Annotated in this window: 18 protein-coding genes; 7 read left to right on the top strand and 11 right to left on the bottom strand. The window is 51.6% G+C overall.

Annotated elements, in window-relative coordinates; genetic code table 11:
* Positions 1-337: NAD(P)-dependent oxidoreductase (locus tag ACESNI_RS07320; protein ID WP_373085890.1), on the top strand; the 337-nt coding region annotated here is incomplete at its 5' end.
* 55 nt (positions 338-392) lie between these two features.
* On the opposite strand, the gene ACESNI_RS07315 is transcribed toward ACESNI_RS07320, so the two are convergent.
* The 8 genes from ACESNI_RS07315 to ACESNI_RS07280 all read right to left on the bottom strand — a co-directional run bounded on the left by ACESNI_RS07315 (position 393) and on the right by ACESNI_RS07280 (position 9,212).
* Positions 393-1,772 (bottom strand): M17 family metallopeptidase, encoded by a 1,380-nt coding sequence (locus ACESNI_RS07315; protein WP_373085889.1) that lies wholly within the window; start codon positions 1,770-1,772, stop codon positions 393-395.
* 103 nt (positions 1,773-1,875) lie between these two features.
* A complete protein-coding gene (locus ACESNI_RS07310) occupies positions 1,876-2,922 on the bottom strand; it encodes a TAXI family TRAP transporter solute-binding subunit (RefSeq protein WP_373085888.1) in 1,047 nt (348 codons plus the stop codon).
* 88 nt (positions 2,923-3,010) lie between these two features.
* Positions 3,011-3,979 carry a response regulator gene (locus tag ACESNI_RS07305; protein WP_373085887.1) on the bottom strand — a complete coding sequence of 323 codons (969 nt, stop codon included), beginning with the start codon at positions 3,977-3,979 and terminating at the stop codon, positions 3,011-3,013.
* Positions 3,979-4,380, bottom strand: coding sequence for a PilZ domain-containing protein (locus ACESNI_RS07300; RefSeq protein WP_373085886.1), 402 nt, complete (start codon positions 4,378-4,380; stop codon positions 3,979-3,981). The genes ACESNI_RS07305 and ACESNI_RS07300 overlap by 1 nt, the downstream gene beginning before the upstream one ends.
* Positions 4,381-4,492: 112 nt before the next feature.
* Positions 4,493-5,239, bottom strand: coding sequence for a hypothetical protein (locus tag ACESNI_RS07295; protein ID WP_373085885.1), 747 nt, complete (start codon positions 5,237-5,239; stop codon positions 4,493-4,495).
* A gap of 738 nt (positions 5,240-5,977) precedes the next feature.
* Complete coding sequence (locus ACESNI_RS07290) at positions 5,978-6,445, bottom strand: MarR family winged helix-turn-helix transcriptional regulator (protein ID WP_373085884.1); 468 nt, start codon at positions 6,443-6,445, stop codon at positions 5,978-5,980.
* Between the two features lie 104 nt (positions 6,446-6,549).
* Positions 6,550-6,975 (bottom strand): heme-binding protein, encoded by a 426-nt coding sequence (locus tag ACESNI_RS07285; protein WP_373085883.1) that lies wholly within the window; start codon positions 6,973-6,975, stop codon positions 6,550-6,552.
* 59 nt (positions 6,976-7,034) lie between these two features.
* Entirely contained in the window at positions 7,035-9,212 is a 2,178-nt protein-coding gene (locus tag ACESNI_RS07280; protein ID WP_373085882.1) for a malate synthase G, read from the bottom strand.
* 100 nt (positions 9,213-9,312) lie between these two features.
* On the opposite strand from ACESNI_RS07280, the gene ACESNI_RS07275 reads away from it, so the two are divergent.
* Positions 9,313-10,158, top strand: a complete 846-nt coding sequence (locus ACESNI_RS07275; RefSeq protein WP_373085881.1) for an IclR family transcriptional regulator — start codon at positions 9,313-9,315, stop codon at positions 10,156-10,158.
* Between the two features lie 26 nt (positions 10,159-10,184).
* Here the strand turns inward: ACESNI_RS07275 and guaD are convergent, their stop codons facing one another.
* The gene (gene guaD / locus ACESNI_RS07270) at positions 10,185-11,519 is read right to left on the bottom strand and encodes a guanine deaminase (protein ID WP_373085880.1); all 1,335 of its coding nucleotides are present in this window, start codon (positions 11,517-11,519) and stop codon (positions 10,185-10,187) included.
* Positions 11,520-11,527: 8 nt separating this feature from the next.
* Entirely contained in the window at positions 11,528-11,998 is a 471-nt protein-coding gene (locus tag ACESNI_RS07265) for an Lrp/AsnC ligand binding domain-containing protein (protein ID WP_373085891.1), read from the bottom strand.
* Between the two features lie 201 nt (positions 11,999-12,199).
* Between ACESNI_RS07265 and ACESNI_RS07260 the strand changes: the two genes are divergently transcribed.
* The 4 genes from ACESNI_RS07260 to ACESNI_RS07245 all read left to right on the top strand — a co-directional run bounded on the left by ACESNI_RS07260 (position 12,200) and on the right by ACESNI_RS07245 (position 16,248).
* Positions 12,200-13,444: an ABC transporter substrate-binding protein gene (locus ACESNI_RS07260; RefSeq protein WP_373085879.1), complete on the top strand. Its 1,245-nt coding sequence runs from the start codon at positions 12,200-12,202 to the stop codon at positions 13,442-13,444.
* Positions 13,445-13,506: 62 nt separating this feature from the next.
* A complete protein-coding gene (locus ACESNI_RS07255) occupies positions 13,507-14,364 on the top strand; it encodes an ABC transporter permease (protein ID WP_373085878.1) in 858 nt (285 codons plus the stop codon).
* Entirely contained in the window at positions 14,357-15,211 is an 855-nt protein-coding gene (locus ACESNI_RS07250) for an ABC transporter permease (RefSeq protein ID WP_373085877.1), read from the top strand. Before ACESNI_RS07255 ends, ACESNI_RS07250 begins: the two co-directional genes overlap by 8 nt.
* Complete coding sequence (locus ACESNI_RS07245; protein ID WP_373085876.1) at positions 15,208-16,248, top strand: ABC transporter ATP-binding protein; 1,041 nt, start codon at positions 15,208-15,210, stop codon at positions 16,246-16,248. Before ACESNI_RS07250 ends, ACESNI_RS07245 begins: the two co-directional genes overlap by 4 nt.
* Here the strand turns inward: ACESNI_RS07245 and ACESNI_RS07240 are convergent.
* A complete protein-coding gene (locus ACESNI_RS07240; protein ID WP_373085875.1) occupies positions 16,240-17,088 on the bottom strand; it encodes a helix-turn-helix domain-containing protein in 849 nt (282 codons plus the stop codon). The two genes, ACESNI_RS07245 and ACESNI_RS07240, sit on opposite strands and share 9 nt — an antisense overlap.
* Positions 17,089-17,284: 196 nt before the next feature.
* Between ACESNI_RS07240 and ACESNI_RS07235 the strand changes: the two genes are divergently transcribed.
* A complete protein-coding gene (locus ACESNI_RS07235; protein WP_373085874.1) occupies positions 17,285-18,145 on the top strand; it encodes a fatty acid desaturase in 861 nt (286 codons plus the stop codon).
* Positions 18,146-18,309: the final 164 nt, after the last annotated feature.

Below are 18,309 nucleotides of genomic sequence, written 5' to 3'. Positions count from 1 at the left end.
CGAAGCAACCAAAGATATCCTGAACACTGGGTTATTTGCAAAATTGCCCAAGGGGGCCAGCGTTATCAATGCCGGTCGCGGCCCGCACCTGGTGGAAGAAGATCTGATCCCCGCGCTTGACTCCGGGCAGTTAGGCTCTGCAACCCTTGATGTATTCCGAACCGAACCATTGCCGGAAGATCATCCCTTCTGGGGTCATCCAAAAATCCGTATTACACCGCATGTTGCAAGCATCTCTGATCCGGCGAGTGTCGCCAGGCTGGTCGCCCAAAATATTCTTCGCACGGAAAAGGGAGAGGAATTACTGCATGCGGTGGATGTCGATAAGGGATACTGACACGACCAACCTCACTTCTGCGAACGATAATCGCAAGCCTTGGAACTGTGGAGCATTATCTCCGGTATCGTTCCTCGATTAGGGCGAATAAAGCTCGGATCGCAAAGGCTTCGCCTCCGACGGGGCGACCGGGACGGTCCCGGACGTTATAGGCCATGATATCCAGATGCATCCAGCTTTTCGCGTTTTTAACGAATTCCTTCAAGAACAGCCCCGCAGTAATGGCTCCCGCAAATCCACCCGACCCGGCATTATTAATATCCGCGATCTTACTGTCGAGCAAATGACGGTAGTCATTCCAGAGGGGCATTCGCCAAACGGGATCATTTTCAGCGCTGGCCCTGGCCGACATATCTGAAAATAGGGCCTCATCATCAGTGAAAGTTGCGGCGATTTCAGTGCCGACGGCAACGCGGGCCGCCCCAGTTAGCGTTGCCATATCGATCAGCAGATCCGGTGTTTCCTCGTCCGCAGCCGTCAGGGCATCAGCAAGGACGAGGCGGCCTTCCGCATCTGTATTACCAATCTCAACCGTCAGCCCGCTCCTGCTGGTCAGGACATCGCCCGGACGGTAGGCATTGCCCGAGATGGAATTTTCAACGGCGGGAATCAATACCCGCAACCGCACGGGCAGGTTTGCATCCATAATCATATAGGCGAGCCCGAGAACGGACGCCGCCCCGCCCATATCCTTTTTCATTGTCAACATCCCCGAGGACGGCTTTATATCCAGTCCGCCAGTATCGAAACAAACACCTTTGCCGACCAAGGTAACTTTCGGTGCGTCCTTATCGCCCCAGAAAATATCGATGAGCCGCGGGGCATCCGCCGCGGCGCGACCAACCGCATGAACCATTGGATAGTGATAGGTCAGTAAATCCTCCCCAACAATATTCGTTTGCACGGCGTCAAACTCCGCCGCAACCTGTGAGGCCGCGGCCTCAAGCGCTGAAGGTCCGAGATCCCCTGCCGGCAAATTAATCAAATCCCGAACAAGCGTCACCGCGTTTACGGTGCGCGCGACCATTGCCTCATCTGCCCCCTTCAGCAATACGAGTGTCGCATAACTAGCTTCATTTTTTTTAAAGCGATCGAAGCAATATGTCGCCAGCGCCCAGCCGATCGCTATATCCGTCGCCTGCTTAGGGGCAAGCGCACCTTCAACGGTATATTGACCAGTCGGCAAACGCGTAGGTAATCCGGCGAGAGACCAGATATTCCAGTCATCGTCCTTGATGAATAAAACGGCTTCAAAGTCGCCCTTGTCTCCGGGAAGCAGCACGTATTTTCCGCCAACTGGATGAAACTCCTGAGAGCTGATCCAGCTTTTGTATCTTTCTGATTGTTGCACAAGCCAATCATCAAAATCTTCTTTTTCAACAATATGGATGGGGCGGGCTGGGCTTTTGGGCGCCGCGACGACGAATGGAATCACTATACTGCTCCTCATTTTTCATGACACTATCAAAGCCCCGATAGGGTCACAACCGATTTAGTGATTTGTGAACTGCCACTCGATGATTTACAGGAACGGGTGCCTATTCGGGCAGTAGTCCTTTTTCGCGGTAATATCGCTCTGCACCGGGATGTAAGGGGATCGCCACGCTGTCCAGCGCCGTCTCGAGCCTGATCATTTTGCCCTTTGCATGCCCATGATCGAGGAGGTGCCGGTTTCGCGGGTGCCAGAGCGCGCGGGTGATCTCATAAACCAGCTCCTCGTTCATACTGGCATTAACAATCCATTGTGTACTCACAGCGAGAGTTGGAACAGTATCAATGCCAACATAGGTTTTCGCGGGTATATCACTTGCAGAATAATATTCATGGTCAGCGATAAATTTTTCCGCAATTTTTCCGCTGATCGGAAGCAATTCAATTTTACCGACATTGGCAAGTTCGGTTACTGCCGTAACTGGATAGCCGGCAACAAAGAAAAAAGCATCAAGCTTGTCATTCAACATCAGCGAAACAGCTTTATCCGCATTGACGGGAACTGCCTTGAAATCCTTTTCGGACAATCCATACGCCGTGAGGATTTCTTTGGCATTTACACGGGTGCCGGATCCCGGGACATCAAGCGACACACGCTTTCCCTTCAAGTCCGAAATCTTCTTGATCCCAGCACCACGGCGAACAATCAAGTGAACATTTTCCGGGTATAGATTGGCAATTACCCGTAAATCGGACAATGGCTTCTTCTTTTTATATACGCCTGTGCCCGAATAGGCCGCCTGAACTACGTCCGATTGCGCGAGGCCGGTCTCAAGATTGCCGTCCATCACGCCATTGATGTTTGAAATCGATCCCCGTGTCGTTTGGGCCGCCGCGATAAGCCCCGGAACGCCGCAGGACCCGCCGCTTTCACAAGAGCGGCTTCCCGGCGGACTGGAAATGATGGAGGCGATCAAAGTGCCGATGGGATAATAGGTGCCGGATGTCGATCCGGTCCCTATCCGAAAAAATGTCACGTCCTGACCAAAAGTGGGACGTGCCGTAGCGAAACCAAACAGACATAAAGCCAATATTGAAAAGATGACGACCTTGAATTTCAACGTCCTTGGACGCGTTCCAACCCCAGCCATCATTTAATTATCCTCCACATCCACATAACTTTAATACATAGTCATGTATTTTCCAGAACAAAGGGCGACCTATCCAAATTTATCCAACATTTCAAACTGAACTGCTTAGCTGAGGCCGTTTTGCACTCGTGTTATCGCGAAACTTCCCGGCGACGTCACGTATGTCAAACGCAAGTGCCGCCGAATTTTGCACTTCCGTGCAGGCTTTATGAATCGCAAGAGGAATTTGGACCAGTAGTTCCCGATCCTGTCCTTTCAGAGAACCCCTGGTCTTGTCAATAGTCTCTATGAGTTTATCCAGTCCTTCGCAGAACGAAACGATATGGGCAAGATCTGTATTTTTCACCTGCAGCATCAATCGTTTGTTGATGTCGCGAAGGGATATCATGGCGACTTTACGATCATCCAGCTCGTTATATTCTCCCGAAAGAACAAGAACCGCCGATGAGAGGCGAAGAAGCTGTTCCGTATAAATGGATATCTTACGTTCATGAACGGCCGTCATGGCACGTTTTATCGTCTCTGCAGTCGCGGCGAATTCGGGTTTGTTCTCTACTTTCGCGCGCAGCGAATTGGGCACGATCATCGCCGATCTAGCCGGAAAATTACGGGTATTGTGATGTCGATCCGGGCCAATATAGTCAGTTGTAACGACAAAGGGCTTACGCGCCTGAACAAGACGGAAAACCCTATCGAGTATCTGGGTTCTGGACATTGGTCTTGAAATCACGTCATCAGCGCCGGAATTAATAACTTTATTCACAACCTCCGGGGCGGAATTCCACATGGACAGGATAATATTCACGAAAGGATTTGTACCGACAATATTCTGACGGACGCTGCGAATGATTTCGAGCATATCCCCGCTTGGGGACAAGGTTTCCGCGAGAATTAAATCATAGTCCCCGACTGCAGCCTTTTCCAGAAAATGGTCTATTTCCGCGACCGCGACGACGTCACCGAAACCAATATTCAAGAGCGCACTTCGGGTGCTATGACGCAAAGCCGGTTCCGGATCAAACAGGAGGACGTTGGCCGGTTGAAAATCAGAATTGGTCATCAGGACAGGATGTCATCGATCCCGGGCAAAATTTTTCGAAGCTGCTCCAGGATCCTTTTCGGGTCTTCTGAAAATTGCAGGCCAATCTTGTTCCCCCGGCGCCAGACAAGATCGCACCTCACGGTGCCGAGTTTCGGAATATTCAACAACAGGTTATTTTTTTCGAAAAATAGCCCGTCAACATCAATACGTGCGCCGTTCGCAGAGATATCTTTGATAATACCGGTTACCTCACGTTCTTCTTCATGCAGGCAGGCATGCCCGCGTTCTGCCCGGATCGTCGCTGGCCATTTAACTTCAGAGCGTAAAAATTTGCGGTTTTTCGCACGCTCATTGATCTTGGAGCCGGCATTCGTATCAAGAGCCCGCAGCATTTTTTTGATATCTTCGGCAATGATCATGTCAGTTCTCTGTCTCGCTTCAACTGAATTCTCAGCAGGAACAAAAGCGCCCATTAGCGGAAGAAGATTAAATCAACAAAATGTTAATATTTTCCAAAGAAGTGGTTAAAATTCACCAGTCGCTGCATTTTCTCTGCGTCGCCGCATAGGCATCATTCGTATCAATGACTTCATTCGCTTTTTCCCGGGCAAGGCTGAATTTTTCGAGCAAAGGCGCCATTTCAAAAAGCAACCGGTTGACGAGTGAATGACCAATTCTATCCGGTTTCCGGGTAAAGAAAGGCTTGATGGCTGCGGCACGCTCCGCTAGTTCCGCCTTGACCTTCGGAAGATAGCTGGCTGTGATTTGTTCGTTTATTCGAACATGCTCCCGTTCATGGGCCAGTATCACCTTGTACGCGCAGGAGGATTCCCGGCATTTTCGATCTATGTAAATAACCGTTTTTCGTGCCCCGAAATTTAAATCCACGCCATCGAGCCGAAGACAGTAAACGCCCTTCCTGACTTCCCTGTATTTCGTCGAGGCGCCAAGTTCCGGGCCGATGGTGGCATTGGTGAGCCCGAGCAGCCTGACATGTTCTGACGGTTTAGCGTAGCCGCTTTTTTTAGCTACCTTCTCTATCTGGCCGGATGATATCTGATGGTTGATTGTGGGAACAGCCGTCATAATTTTAACTTTTATGATGGGCGGCTTCCATAATGCGAGGCAGTCTTTGTCGGTCGCGGCATAGGAATTTGAACTCCCGATGGGGAGGGTCACCGCGAAAATAAGCTCGCCGATAATCAGGCTCTTTTCGTCTCGGGCGAGCCATCTTACCGTATATTTCTGCATAATGCCAAAATGGCCCAACGATCGCATCTCTATCCTCAGGGTCTAACCTGTTTCCACCAAATGTGGATTTGTTTCGTCAATGGTCACGAAATAAATCCTGGCGGAAAAGCTTACGCGCAATTTGATTAAGGAATTGTTTTTCGGGCGTAAATTCAGGAGGACGCAAAACGTTCTATATGTTTTTTGATCATTCCAGCAAAGGCATTTGCTGTTCTGCCATCTTCTGCAGATTACTCTTCGGGGGCTCGTTTATAAAAAAAGCAGCCGACAAAAGGATCGTAAGGATGAACACGGCAGAAGAAAAAAGATATTTTGAATAACAGCTTTTAACGGAAAGCGTCTTGTTCATATCGCTAAATATCATGCCCATGTCACCCCCTAATCCACAGATGCCGTCACCTGTTTCCCGATAAGAAAAGGATACCCAACGGGGTTACTAATAACTAGCGTTTTAGTTGCTGTATTTTTTATTTATGCACTTTTAAGGACGCATACGGCTTATCTGCATCGCCTTGCGGCAAAGGACACAAGATGTAGCTAAGGTGTAGCGCCCGAAAATTTTATCCCTACACGGATTGCCTGCATTGTTAATCAAGTTTGACGAATCGACTTTTTGGGTGCCCGAAAATTATTCGGGCAAATCCGCCGCAAAAAGGGCGATAATGGCAACCCTGTCAGATAACACGGCGAGGCTGGCCCAATGCAGATCGGCTACCGCCAGACAATGAAAACAAGGTTGTGGAATGCTCATATGCAAATCAGATACTATATGACTTCATAAAAGCGCTTCAGCAGATCAATCAACAGCGCGTGATTTTCTTGCCCCAATCCGTCAACGACCTTTTTTTCAATTTCCTGGACCTTGGTTTCCAGGTCAGCCAGTTCCCGCTGTCCCTTTTTGGTGAGCCGGACAGCATAAGCCCTGCGGTCGGTCGCCACGGCTTCCCGAATAATGAGTCCATTTTTTTCAAACTGGTTCAGCACCGGGACCAGGGACGATCTGTCCAGACCCGCCGCCTCGGCAATGGCTGTCTGGGTTCTGCCGGGGTTCTCATTGATGATCGCCATGACAGAATACTGCCCGGTCTGGAGTTTCCTGCCCGCCGCCGACGCGAACGTCCCCTGCGCCCGGAGAACGGCTTTGCGCATATGAAAGCCGGTAATCTCGTCGAGCGCCGTCATGGTCATGCCCTCGGACCGGCCCTTTCCGATCTTCTCTATTTCATCAACCATTAAACAGCACCCGGGTCATTCGCCCCGATACTACATTATGTATGTCGGGGGACCCCAAACATTTATAGTCGTAGATGCCATTTCAGCACAAGAGACAGAAGAGACTATACAATCGTTTTGTAAAAATTCTGTAGTCCCGCCTCCGCGCATTCCATGTCTTGCTTAGGCGTCCCGGAACTCAAACCAATGCCGCCGACAACCTCACCGGCCACGACAACCGGCATACCTCCGCCAACCGTGGAGATCCGCCCGCCCACTTCCGTATGTATTCCAAAGGCAAGATTACCGGGAATGCAGACCGCATTATAATCATGGGTCGCCTTTCGGGCCGCCGCAGCGGTGAAGGCCTTATCGTTCGAGATTGTGATGCTGGTAATCTTGCCGCCGTCCATGCGTTCGAACGCAATGAGATTGCCAGATTCATCGACAACGGAAATACACATGGGCACCCCGATCTCAACGGATTTTTGGCGTGCGCCGTCGAGCAAAATTTTTGCGTCATCATGTGATAAACGATTTATTGTGAGCATAGTGCCTCCAAATATTTAATAGATCTTGATCCAGTCTAGCGTTCAAAAATAGTATTAGTCTAAACCGCTTTCGCCTCAATCCGGCGGGCATGGAGGATCGGCTCTGTATAACCGCTCGGTTGGTCCTTGCCCTTGAAAACGAGATCACAGGCGGCCTTGAATGCGATCGATGTGTCGTAATGTCCGACCATCGGCTTATATAGCGGATCCCCGGCATTTTGCTCATCGACTTTAGCTGCCATCCGTTTCAGGGTTTCCATTACTTTTGCTTCACTGCAAATGCCATGATGCAGCCAGTTGGCAATATGCTGGCTGGAAATACGCAGCGTGGCCCGATCTTCCATCAAGCCAACGTCATTGATATCCGGCACCTTTGAACAACCAACGCCCTGATCGATCCAGCGCACAACATATCCCAGTATGCCTTGCGCATTGTTATCAAGTTCGGCGTTGATCGCACCCTCCGAGAGATTCTCACCCGCCAGCAGGGGCGGCGTGAGGATATCATCGAGACTAGCACGGCCCCGGGATGCCAGTTCCCTCTGGCGGTCTTTCACGGATATCTTGAGATAATGCAGAGCGTGCAGGGTTGCCGCCATTGGCGACGGAACCCAAGCGCAGTTTGCGCCCGCGGTCGGGTGCCCTATTTTCGCCGTCATCATTTTTGCCATCTCATCCGGCATGGCCCACATGCCCTTACCGATCTGGGCATGGCCGGGAAGACCTGTTTCCAGGCCAATATCGACATTCCAGTCTTCATAGGCCGCAATCCATGGTTCCCCCTTGGCATCATCCTTGCGCATAAAGGGACCCGCTTCCATGCTGGTATGAATTTCATCCCCGGTCCGGTCCAGAAAGCCGGTGTTGATGAAAAAGAGCCGCTCGGACACCGCCCGGATACACTCTTTCAGATTGACCGTAGTCCGCCGCTCCTCATCCATCACACCGACCTTCAGAGTATTCCGTGCGAGGCCTAAACCGTCTTCTATGGCGGCAAACAGGTCGTTGGCAAAGGCAGCTTCCTCAGGACCGTGCATTTTCGGCTTGACGATATAGACGCTTCCCGCCCTGCTATTGCTGTGGCGGCCGCTCCCCTCCAGATCATGCAGGGCGCAAAGGCTGGTCATCAGGGCATCCAGAATACCTTCGGGGATTTCATCACCGTATTTATCAAGAACGGCGGCCGTCGTCATCAGGTGACCGACATTACGGACCAGAAGCAGGCTGCGACCATGTAATGTCAGCGTCTCACCGCCCGGTTTCTGATAAACCCGGTCCGAATGCAATGTCCGGACAACCGTCTTGCCGCCTTTTTCGAAATGACCCTCAAGGTCCCCCTTCATCAGGCCAAGCCAGTTGCGATAGACAAGAGCTTTGTCTTCGGCATCGACAGCGGCAACAGAATCTTCACAGTCCTGGATAGTGGAAAGCGCCGCTTCCATCACAATGTCCTTGACCCCGGCAGGGTGATCTTTGCCGATGGGGTGGGTCCGGTCGATCTGGATTTCAAGATGCAGGCCATTGCGGATCAGCAGAACCGACGTCAAAGCGTCATCACCAAGATATCCCGCGAATTGAACGGCGTTGCGCAAGCCAGTCACCGAACCATCCTCCAGTTCAGCCTCAAGCATTTTTCCGGTTACTGAATTTTTGAGGCAATATCTGACAACTGAACTGTGACTACCCTTCTCAAGCGGTGCCGTCTCGTCAAGGACGGCAGAACCATAGCTCATGACCGCCTTTCCGCGAACCGGGTTATAGTCGCCGCCTTTCTCGCAGCCGTTATCCTCGGACAGAACATCCGTGCCGTACAGGGCATCATAGAGGCTCCCCCAGCGCGCATTTGCGGCGTTCAGGGCGTAGCGGGCATTCGTTACCGGTACAACAAGCTGTGGCCCGGCGACATCGGAAATTTCAGGATCGACGTTTGAGGTGGTGATGTTAAACGCTGGCCCCTCGGCAACCAAATACCCGATTTCCTGCAAAAACGCTTTATAGGTGGCTACATCGTAAATTTTACCTTTGCGATCCAGATGCCAATGGTCGATTTTTGCCTGCAATTCCTCGCGTTTCTTCAGAAGGCGCTTATTCACAGGCCCAAACCTGTTCACCAGATCGTCGAGAAGGGTCCATACTGCATCCTTACGCACCGACAATCCCGGCAATATCTCGTTTTCGACCAGATCCGCAATTTCGCTTGCAACCTGCAGGTTCGCTTTTGTTACCCGTGCATTCATGTCAGCGCCTTATACCCTTTCAAGAGTTTATCGTCGGAACAGTTCCCCGAATAATAACATAAGACCATATTGACAGAATACTCAGAGGGAATAAACTAAAATGGAAGCATTTTCACAATACGGAAAAATGAAAGGTCAGCATGTGATGGGCGATCCCCTTCAGGTCACCGCTATCCCGCGAACGGGGCAGGTTCAGTCCCTGACCCGCGCCCTGTCCATTCTTAACTTGATCGCTGAAAATTCGCCGGGCCTGCCCCTGACGGTGATTGCGAAAACCCTACAGCTTGCCCCATCGACTACCCATCGCCTTCTAACAACCTTGCAGGAGGAGCGATATGTCCAATATGATCGAGACAGCAGCCGCTGGCAAATCGGGATGCAGGCGTTTGTTGCCGGAAACGGGTTCCTGACCTCCCGGGATCTTTCGACAGTGGCGCGTCCCTATATGCGCCGCCTGATGGAAATAAGCGGCGAGACAGTAAATCTTGCCATCGCCGATCAGGATAACGTGATTTACCTGGCACAGGTAGAAAGCCGGGAGATGATGCGCGTATTCTCCAAACCGGGAAATCGGGTGCCGATGCATTGTTCCGGTGTTGGCAAGGCCATGCTCATGGTGATGACGGCAAAAGACGTTCAGCATATCATCGAAACACAGGGACTTGCGCAGCTAACCGACAAGACAATCACTGACCCGGAGGCGCTCTATCGCGAACTCGCCGACTGCCGACGTCAGGGATTCGCGCTCGATGATGAGGAACACGCGGTCGGGCTCCGCTGCGTCGCGACACTGATTTATGACGAACATGCGGAACCGCTGGCGAGCCTTTCAATTTCCGGCCCGGCAGCCCGAATTACGACGGATCGCCTGATGGAGCTTGGAAAGGCCGCCATGGCGATTGCGACAGAAGTAACAGCTGCTCTAGGGGGACGCGCGCCGGCTTAACCGCCGACGATGGCCCGTCAGCGATTTCAAAATTCAGCGAATGTCGCCACTCCAGTCTCGCAATTCTTTGAGTAGACCAGTTCCCCCGCCACATATGTCGCCCGGGTTACCCGGTCATCCCCCAGCATCATCAGGACAAAGAGGATATCTTCGAGGGACTCCGCAAAATCGAGCCGGTGCTTGAGAAGCGGGGTTGCCTGCAAATCGAGGACGGTAATATCTGCTTCATATCCGGCGGCAATGCTGCCAATTGTATCTTCAAGATAAAGCGCCTCCGCCGCGCCGCGGGTTGCAAGGTAAAACGCCTGATGGGCGCCGAGGGAAACGCCGGCAAGTTGGGCGATTTTATAGGCTTCGTTCATACTAACCAGTTGCGAGAAATTTGTGCCGCCCCCAAGATCCGTGGCAAGCCCGGTGCGCACCGTATGCGCACCCGTCATTGCCGTCGCAATGTTAAACAGGCCGCTGCCCAGGAACAGGTTGGAGGTAGGACAATGGGCAAGTGCCGTTCCTGTTTCCGAGAAAATACGGAAATCATTGTCAGTAAAATGCACCCCATGACCGTAAATGGCCCGCGGACCAAGCTGGCCATAATGCCGGTAGACATCGACATAGCTTTCCTGATCCGGAAACAGGTCTCGAACCCAGGTAATCTCTGCAAGGTTCTCCGAGATATGCGATTGCAGGTAGGTTCCCGGGTGTTCATTCCAGACGGCGCCGGTCATCTCCATCTGCTCCGGGCTGCTCGTCGGCGCAAAACGCGGCGTCACGCTATACAGCGCCCGTCCCTTGCCGTGCCATCTGTCAATAAGGTCTTTCGTCTGGTCATAGCCGGACTGCGGCGTATCGAGGAGGGCCGGCGGGGCATTGCGGTCCATCAGAACCTTGCCGGCGATATTACGCATATTAAGTTTTGCGGACATCTCAAAAAAAGCGTCCACCGATGTTGGATCAACAGTGCAGAAAACGGACGACGTTGTTGTTCCGGCCCGTAAAGATTCTTTCAGAAACAGCTTTGCCGCCTGCAGCGCGTAGGATTTGTCGGAAAATTTCTGCTCCGCCACAAATGTGTATTTATTCAGCCAGTCAATCAGTTGCGTACCATAGGCACCGATGATCTCGACTTGCGGATAATGGACATGGACGTCGATAAAACCGGGGCAGATCAGGGCGTCGGGATAGTGTGTGATAGACAGATCATTGCGACCGTCCATCAAGATGTCCGCCGGGCCAAATTCCGTAATATGCTCTCCCTCCATGACAATGAGGCCATCCTCCTCATACTCAAGGCAAGCCGAAAGCGGTTTGGTGAAGGGGTTATCGCGATAGGAAAGAACGCGGCCTCTGATTGCTTTTTTCATGGAATGCCTTATTTGCCCAAACTATCCGGCAGATGCAATGTGACTTCATCCTTTACCACTTCCATCACCACATAGGTATGGGTTTGCAGGACGGCTGGTAATTGTGAGATAACGGCGCCCAGTAACTCGCGGTAACCCGCAATATTCTTCGTTCGGACTTTCAGCAAATAATCAAATCCACCCGCCACCATCATACAGGACTGGATTTGCGGAATACTCCGAACCGCCGCATTAAATGCCTCCAAATCCGCAGCCGTCGTTCCTGAAAGCTGAACCTGCACCATAACAACATGGGCCGCTTCAATGATTTCAGGATCTACTTGCGTGAAATAGCCCTGGATGGCCCCTGATTTTTCAAGCCTTCTAACGCGCTCCGCGCAGGGCGTTTTCGTCAAATTCACGCGCTTCGATAATTCGACCATTGAGATACGGCCATTTTCCTGTATCTCGTGGAGTATTCTATAATCTGTTCTATCCAGTTCCTGCATTGCCTATCCTGAAATACAACTGCCCGAAAAAACATGAGTTCTGCGCCAAGTATATTCCATCTCGGCATTCTGATCTCAAAAAGTTGTAGAGGTTTGAAGATTTGTCTGGCGACTTCATGAATCAAATTGAATAGAATACCCGTAAAATCAGTGCATTATCGCGTTACGAACAAGGTCAGGAATTGAAACGTCATGCTTAACCGGCTATTGAAATTCACGCAAAAATTGGGGCTTTATGGGGTGCTGGGTCTTTCCACAGTCTTGGCATCTCCGGTATTGGCATCCGCAGAGGGTCCGGCCTACAAAAACTGGGATGAAGTGGTTGCCGCGGCCAAGGGCGAAACTGTCAACTGGTTCATGTGGGGTGGGGCCGATAATATCAATCGATATGTCTCGGACTGGGTCGGACGCGAGGTTGCCAAACGCTACGGTATTACCCTCAACCGGATCGGCATCAATGACACGGCGGAAGCGGTCAATATCGTGCTGGGGGAAAAGCAGGCAGGGATAGATGACGACGGATCCGTCGATCTGATCTGGATAAACGGCGGCAATTTTCGGACTATGAAACAAGCGGGGCTGCTCTATTGTGGCTATCTTGATCTATTGCCAAACAACAAACTGGTCGATTGGACGGACATCTCCATCGCCAATGATTTTGGCTTGCCCGTTGATGGCTGTGAAGTCCCCTGGAACCGCGCGCAGTTTGCTTTCGCCTACGACAACGCCCGCACAGCCAACCCGCCGCGCAGCATTGCGGAACTTATTGCCTGGGTGAAGGACCATCCCGGCGAATTTACCTATCCGGCAGCAACCGACTTTAATGGCAGCGTCTTTATTCGCCATGTTTTTTATTATGCCGCGGGTGGCCCAAAAACACTCCTTGGTGATTTCGATCAGGCAAAATTTGACGCCGTCGCCCCCAAGGCATGGGCAATTCTGAATGAAATGAAACCCTATTTATGGCGGCAGGGGAAAACCTATCCCAATGCTATTGCCACGCTGGCCCAGCTGTTCGCGAATAAGGAAGTCGCGCTTTATTTTGATTATGATCCAGCTATTTTCGGCATCAACGTCGAAAACGGCACCTTTCCAGAAACCACGCGTTCCTATGGCCTTGAGGATGGTACAATCGGCAACACCAATTATGTCACCATACCCTATAATTCACCAAACAAGGCCGCCGCCATAGTACTTGCCAATTTTTTGATGTCATTCGATGCCCAGTATGAAAAGGCAAAACCGGCGGTTTGGGGAGCGGCCCCCGCCATTGACCTGTCAACGTTGAGCGCCAACGATCAAAAGACCTTCCGCGCCCTGCCACGCAATCTCTCTGTCGTCGCGCCAGAGGAACTTGCCAAATATACACTTCCGGAGTTGCACCCGGACTGGATTAGCGCGATTGAAACCGGCTGGCAGGAAAATGTCGCCAAATAAAGGAGCCGAGGAAATCTTTTCAGCTCCTTTTCGTATCAATATACTGATTGAGAACGCAGACTATGTCTGAGCGGTGGAAAATAACGCTGCTGCTGTTTCCGGCCCTTTTTATTATTGGCGGACTATTTTTGGGCGGGCTCGTTTTTGGCCTTGCTGGCAGCCTTGGGTATATGCCGCTGATTGGTCTGACGGACTGGTCGCTGGATGCATATCATCGCATTTTAAGCTCCGACAGCTTTTATCTTTCTTTTGTTGTGACCTTTTATATCGCTTTTACCTCTACTCTAATTTCGGGGTGCCTCGCCCTTGGCGCGGCGCTCATGTTACGGCAAACCTTTGCCGGCCGATCTGTGATCAATTTTTTGTTCCAGATAAACCTGAGCGTTCCACACCTGGTGGGAGCCGTTGGAATTCTTTATTTGTTTTCTCAGTCCGGCGTCTTTGCCCGGCTTGCATTTGAATTCAACATGATCAGTAAACCGGCAGATTTTCCCGCCATGATCTATGACCCTCTCTCTATTGGCATTATCCTGCAATATGTCTGGAAAGAAGTGCCATTTATAGGCCTGATTCTGCTCGCTAACCTGCAAACTATCGGCACAAATTATGAAGCGGTCGCGAGAACTCTCGGTGCCAGTCACTGGCAAACCTTCCGCTATGTCCTTCTTCCGCTGTTGTTACCGGGCCTCCTCTCCGCCAGCATGATTGTTTTTGCCTTTACCTTCGGTGCCTATGAAATTCCTGCCTTGCTTGGACAGAATTACCCGACTGCCCTTCCGGTTCTGGCCTATCAGGCCTTTACGAATGTCAATCTCGGTAGTCGTCCCGAAGCAATGGCAATGGCGATGATCATCGCCTTGATGAGCGGCTTGATGATTATCGGATATGCCCGCCTTGCCCGCCGGTATATCCGTGACTGAAATTGATATTCCACATAAGGTACGGCCTGAAAAGCCTCGATCCCGACTTTTCAATCTGGCCAAGCTCTCTCTCGCCCTGCTTGTCGCCTGGCTGGTGCTGCCCCTGTTGCCGCTTGCCCTCTGGTCATTCAGCCGAAGTTGGTATTTTCCTGATCTCCTGCCCAGTGATTATAGCTGGCGCGCTTGGGAATATGCGCTCTCCTCAACTTCCGGCGTCCCGCAGGCGATTTTACGAACGATCCTGATTGCCGTTGCCACCACCATTCTGTCAGTGATCGTCGGAGTCCCGGCGGGAAGAGCTCTCGGACTTTACCAATTCCGGGGAAAAGCGTTAATTGAGGTGCTTGTCCTCGCCCCGATGGTCATTCCCGGTATTGCTGTCGCCCTCGGGCTGCATGTCGTCTTCCTGAAGCTCGGCCTCGCCGGCTCTCTAATTGGTGTCATGATTGTCCATCTCATTCCAACCCTGCCTTATATGATCCTCGTCATGGCTGGTGTTTTTGCAAATTACAATCCCGCGGCTGAATCGCAAGCGAGGAGCCTTGGCGCCTCCGCCCTGAAAGCCTTCTATTATATAACTCTCCCGGCTATTCTGCCGGGTATCCTGATCGGCTCAATCTTCGTCTTTTTGGTTTCCTGGAGCCAGTATATCCTGACACTTCTAATCGGCGGCGGCCGCGTGATAACCCTTCCCCTTTTGCTCTTTAACTTTGCGACGTCGGGACGTAATGATATTACCGGTGCCATTGGCATGATTTATATACTGCCGGGCATCGTTCTACTGCTGTTTGCCGCACGATATCTTTCAGGCCGGAACATGAGCGCAGGAAATTTGGGGCAGATATGACGCAGGTTATGCTGAAAGAACTAGCAAAAATTTACAACGGATCGATAGCACCCGCAGTCAGCAGCCTTTCCCTGACACTGGAAAGTGGATCGCTCACCGCACTATTGGGTCCATCCGGCTGCGGCAAGTCAACAATACTAAAAATGATTGCGGGACTGCTTCCGCCCAGTTCAGGCGATATCCTGTTTGACGGAACGTCCATTCTGCGCAAACGGCCGGAGCAGCGGGGCGCAGCGATGGTGTTTCAGGATCATCTCCTTTTCCCATACATGAATATCGCGGACAATATCGGCTTCGGTCTTAAAATGCAGCGCCTCCCAAAATCCGAAATTCAGAGCCGTGTCGGAAAGATGATGGAGCTCGTCCAACTGGGTGGGTTTAACGCCCGCAAACCATCGGCACTTTCAGGCGGTCAGCAGCAACGGGCGGCTCTCGCCAGGGCGCTGGTTACCCGCCCGAAAATCCTTCTTCTCGACGAACCGTTTTCAAATCTTGATGCGAACTTGCGGATTGAGATGCGCGAGCTTCTCAGGACTTTACAGCAGGAGATGGCGATCACGACCCTTTTTGTTACCCATGATCAGGAGGAGGCGGTCGTCCTGTCCGATCGCATTGCCCTTCTTCTCGGTGGCGAGCTCCGGCAATATGATACGGCCTCTGCTCTCTACGCCCAGCCGAATGACGAGGAAATTGCCCGATTTTTTGGTGGCAGGAATTTCATATCCGGGACCAGTCGCGAGGGACGGTTCGAATGCTCGATAGGAACTTTTACGCTTGGCGGGAACTACCGCGGACGCGTCGGAAAGTTGACGTTTCGGCCTGAGAACGTCCGCATCGGCGACGATAGCCAAGCAGAAAACAGCTTCGACGCCCTTGTCCTGTCAAAGATATTTCTTGGCACTCAAACCCGCATCCGGCTCGCCGCAGGCGGCGAAGAATTCGACGCAACAATCAATCCAGAAGATGCCCTCAATTTGGAGGAAAACATGACCGTCCGGGTTCGCTTGCCAAAACAGTCTCTTTGGGTATTACCTTAGTTCCTTCAAATACTCGGTAATGGCATTTGCGGCGTTGTCCGGGGCGACATCGGCCATACGAATAAGGCCGTCAAAATGACTGGCAAACGCCCGGATATGCTCAACCGAATTGACGACAAGATACATTCTTCCGATATAGATTGCGGCGCGGATAGGCCCAAAGAGCGTATAGGCGGCCGAATAGGTTTTGCGGGCATCGAACAGGAAAAGCCGGAAGGTCGGATAGAGTTCGTAAATCAACTCGATCATATGTTCCAGCTGCTCCCGACGGGCCGCCAAGGGTACCTGACCCCAAATACCCTCACCTCTCGCGACCTGCCGGATTACCTGCAGGGACATACAAACTTCAATGTCTGTTTCGGGGCGGCGGGAATAGGACAGCTGATCCTTCATGCGCCGTTCGCGGGCCTGTCTTTCGGATAGCGTATAATCCCCAAACTCGTAATTGCTGACCTGCTCCGTTCGCAAGAGGTCTGGCAAGGTACTCGGGACATAGCGGATTTTATAGCCCATTGCCTGCTGATGCCATTCCGCCAGCTTGCGACTGGCAGAGCTTTCCGATATGCGCTCAATTTCAAGCATCGGCACCGCTTCGCTGTCAATTTCATCATTGGCGATCAGCCCCATCAGCCAATCGACGGAGACGCCATAAGTTCTAGCAATGGTACAGAGAGTTTCCGCCCGCGGTAACCGGGTTGAACCGGGGGCAAGAAACTGGCTCAAGGCGGACCGATCTATATCAATACTGCTGGCAAACTGGCTCAGGTTGAAGCCTTTGCGGGCAAGCAGAAGGGCCATCCTGCCCCGGAAAACTTCCGCGACATCGCGTTTGTCTCTCATTGTTTCAGCTTCAGAATGCAGCTTATTCACACCATATCCAGACTTTAGTAATCATTTTAAATTTAAATTGTATATTAACATATAAATTAGCGGATTGTACTATTGTATCAGACCGCAAAAATAAGACATAATTGTGACATAATTCAATAAGAGAGGAGCCGTTTTGTTGTTGCGCGAAAGTACGGAAGTAAAAACGTTGTCTTTAATTAGTCTTACCTACGCTATTTGGGGAATACTGCTTTTCGGGCCTGAACTATTGCCCGTGTGGCTGACGATAATCTTCATTGTTCCGCTGATTGCCTTTCATTCGTCCCTGCAGCATGAATGTATCCATGGTCACCCGTTTACGGACATCCGGCTAAATGACCTCATTGCCTATGCGCCTCTCGGCATTTTCCTGCCCTATTCGCGGTACAAGGAAAACCACCTTATCCATCATCAGAAAGCCAGCATCAGCGACCCGGCGGAGGATCCAGAAAGCTGGTATCTGACACCGGACCAATGGCAGCGCTCTCCTCGCTGGCTAAAAGCCGTCTTTAACATCAATTGCGCATTGACAGGCCGTCTGCTGCTGGGCCCGGCGTTGGGGATGGTTGCCTTGATTGTCGCGGATGCGAAAAAAATCAAGGCTGGCGAACTAAGGCTGGCCAGAATTTGGGCCATACATTTTCTGTTTTGCATCGGGATACTCATGGCCATCGCGCACTATGGCTCGATATCGGTGACGGCCTATCTTCTTTGTGCTTACTTCGGCATGTCCATTTTAATGATCCGCACATATCTTGAACATCAGGCCCATCAAGACATGCGCGGACGGTCTGTGCTGATAGAGGACAAAGGACCGCTCCGGTTCCTGTTCCTCAACAATAACCTTCATGCAGTTCACCATGCCTACCCTGCTCTCGCCTGGTACCGCCTGCCCGGATTTTTCGCGCAAAACAGGGCACGGTTCCTGCAAATGAACAAGGGGTATTCCTATCGCAGTTATGCCGAGATATTCCGTAAATTTGCTTTGGCGCGAAAAGAGCCCGTGGTGTTCCCCCTCAAGGCGCAGTGAGTCCGGTCGCCTGATATGACACTGCAGACCGTAGCAACATTGTCCATGTATGACTGGCCCGAAATCCGGTTAGCAACAGATACCTACTGGAAGGCCCTACAGGCAAGCTTGAGTGATCGCGGATTTTCTCCCCCGGCCGAGCTTTCCCGGACAGAGGATCCGAT

This window comes from Sneathiella sp. (assembly GCF_041689005.1).
Lineage (GTDB): Bacteria > Pseudomonadota > Alphaproteobacteria > Sneathiellales > Sneathiellaceae > Sneathiella.
Note: the sequence above shows the minus strand (reverse complement) of the source record. Positions and strands in the feature narration are given on the sequence as shown.